The sequence below is a fragment of the Flavisolibacter ginsengiterrae DSM 18136 genome, assembly GCF_059568575.1.
In genome coordinates, this window is record NZ_JCANTR010000053.1 from 1 (window position 1) to 3179 (window position 3179).

The 3179-nt window shown below is 43.2% G+C and carries 1 protein-coding gene; it reads right to left on the reverse strand.

Annotation, left to right across the window (positions count from 1 at the left end):
- On the reverse strand, positions 1-3179 hold a 3179-nt coding region (locus BP74_RS21565; RefSeq protein WP_496377626.1), incomplete at both ends, for an HYR-like domain-containing protein.

The following is a 3179-nucleotide window of genomic DNA, read 5'->3' on the forward strand; positions in this document are numbered from 1 at the left end:
CTACAAACGCAGGCTGCACATTACACTGTGTACCTGTTACTGTGGCCTGACCGGTTACAGTAGGTGCTGTATTATCTCTTGTAAAGGTGATCGTCTGTGAGGCAGTTCCTGTGTTGCCGCAACCATCCGTCACAGTCCAGTTCTTTGTAACCGATACCTGGCAACCATTCACCACTTCCGCAGCAACAGTTCCTGTGGCTGTTAAACCAGTGGAGCAATTATCAGTTACCGAAGCTGTGCCAAAGGCAGCTGCTACCTGGGCTGCAGTTGCATTACAATTCACAGTGCCAGCAGCACCAAGGGTGATGACTGGTGCATTATTATCTCTTGTAAAGGTGATCGTCTGTGAAGCAGTGCCGGTATTGCCGCAACCATCCGTCACAGTCCAGTTCTTCGTTACCGATACCTGGCAGCCATTCACAACTTCCGCAGCAACAGTACCTGTGGCCGTTAAACCAGTGGTGCAGTTATCCGTTACACTGGCTGCACCAAAAGCTGCTGCAACATCCGAGGCTGTGGCATTACAGTTTACAGTGGCCGCTGGTGCAAGGGTAATGGAAGGTGCAGTATTATCTCTTGTAAAGGTGATCGTTTGTGAAGCAGTGCCGGTATTGCTACAGCCATCCGTTACCGTCCAGTTCTTTGTTACGGATACCTGGCAACCATTCACCACTTCCGCAGCAACAGTACCTGTGGCGATTAATCCTGTGGAGCAATTATCTGTTACGCTGGCTGTGCCAAAGGCAGCTGCTACCTGGGCTGCAGTTGCATTACAACTTAGAGAACCTGCAGCCGTCAATGAAATAACCGGAGGAGTATTATCCCTGGTAAATGTAACAGTCTGTGAGGCATTTCCTGTATTTCCACAATTATCCGTTACCGTCCAGTTCTTCGTTACTGATACCTGGCAACCAGTCACTACTTCTGGTGCAATGGTGCCCGTTGCAGTTAATCCGGAGGAGCAATTATCCGTTACCGAAGCTGTGCCAAAGGCAGCTGCTACCTGGGCTGCAGTTGCATTACAACTTAGTGAACCAGCCGCCGTCAACGAAATAACTGGTTTGACAACATCGGATGTCCAGGAAATAGTCTGTACAAATGGCAAACTTTCATTTCCACAAACATCTACATATATCCATGTCCTTGTTTGTGAACTGGCACAATTAACTGTTGTAACAGAACTTGTAAGTGGATACCCGGATTTTAAACTTAATGGTGCCGGACAATTATCAGTAACTGTTGGAGTTATAAATGCACTAGTTGGCGAAGGAGGATTACAACCTAAATTAGGTATAGAGGTTTGTCCATTAATAACAGGTTTTTCTGTATCTACAACATTTACCGTATAGGTACATGGATTACTGTTACATCCATTTAACCTGGTAACAAGGGTTAAAACATAACTTCCACAACTATTGTTTGCAATAACCGTAACCGTTTGACTTGTTGATGAACCAGAAATAGTACCACCACCAGTAATTGTCCATTGGTAAGTATAACCTGAAGTTGCGGGCCCGCTAAAAACTGAAGTAGAACCTGGACAAACTGTTGTTGGTCCGGAAATACCACAGGTTGGCAATGGCTTTACAACAACATCCACGCATACGGGAGGACTTGAACAACCCACTGCAGAAGTAGCCACTACACAATAATTAAAAGTCCCATCAACCGTTGGAGTGGTTGTCACTGTCTGACCTTGTCCATTAGAAGGAGTCAAATAAGTTATAGGGGACCATTGATAGGTTACAGGTTGAAAAGTAGCGGCCACTCCCACATTATCAATGGCCCAGTTACTTCCAGCGGTTCCTACATAATTAAACCTGACCTTTAAATTATTCTTACCTATATAAGCACTGAGGTCGATTGATTCCTGTGCCCAATTATTATCTGGATTCCCCAAATTTGTAGGTCCGGTATACGTCTTTAAGTTAATCCAGGTAACACCACCATCTAAAGAAATGTCCACAGTGGCAGAAGTTCCGGCATTAAAGTTTAATGCAGTATAGTAATTAAATCTTGGGTTAATCGTTCCAACTAAACTAAATGGAGGTGTGATCAATGTAGAAGTTCTGTCCGCTCCATCTGTTGTACCAGTAACGATCATAAACTTGGTATTGGTAGGAGGAGCATTAGAATTATAATTAACTCCATTATAAGTTTTACCATTACCAGATTCAGCCCAATCACTATTAGGATCCTGGTTATTATTATTAGCTTCATTTCCACTCCAGCCTGCCGGATTAGCACTTCCGAAATCTTCAATAGGGAATGGAGGCTGGCTATAATTACTTGCTGTTAATTGTGCAGTTTGGCCCAGGCAAATTATAGGTGGAGTAGCACTTACTGTAGGCACAAATAACGGGTTTACAGGAATTATTCCAATACTTGAATAATTGGTACATCCATTTAATGTAAGTACAACCCTGTAAATTGTAGTTTGAGTCAGGTTAGAATAGGATTGTGTAGTTGTAGTATTATTAATAGTAGTCCAGGTACCTCCTCCATCTGTTGATGATTCCCACCGGATAATTGTACCAGTATAGTTTGTCAAAGTGAGGGTGCCGCTGTTGTTGCCATAACAAACTGGTGGAGTAGAAGATAAATTTCCTACAGGTCCTTCAATTACTGTTACAGTAACATTTGTGGAAGTGGTACAACCATTGGCTCCCGTACCTGTGACAGTATAAGTTGTAGTAACATTAGGGCTGGCAATTACAGTAGTTCCGGTCGTAATAGACAATCCTTCAGCCGGGCTCCATGTATAGCTTGTTGCATCTCCGGTTGCTGTTAGGGTTACACTTCCCCCAGAACAAAATGCAGCGGGAGTCGGAACTGAAACTGTCGGAGCATTATTAACAGTAATATTATAAGAAACAGTTTTAGTACAATTATTTGAATTTGTTACAGAATAATTTATTGTTGCTGAGCCTGAAGTAATGCCAGTTACAATACCAGTAGATGAAATAGACGCAATTGTAACATCAGAACTTGACCAAACACCACCTGTTGTAGTGTTGCTTAAAGTAATATTATTACCAGGGCAAACATTTGAAGGGCCTGTTATAGCATTTACAACTGGCAGCCCATTCACCGTAATAACTACAGTAGATGTAGCTGCAGTACACGGCCCTGCACCATCAGGATCATTTGTCGTTAAGGTTAAAGTCACGTTGCCACTG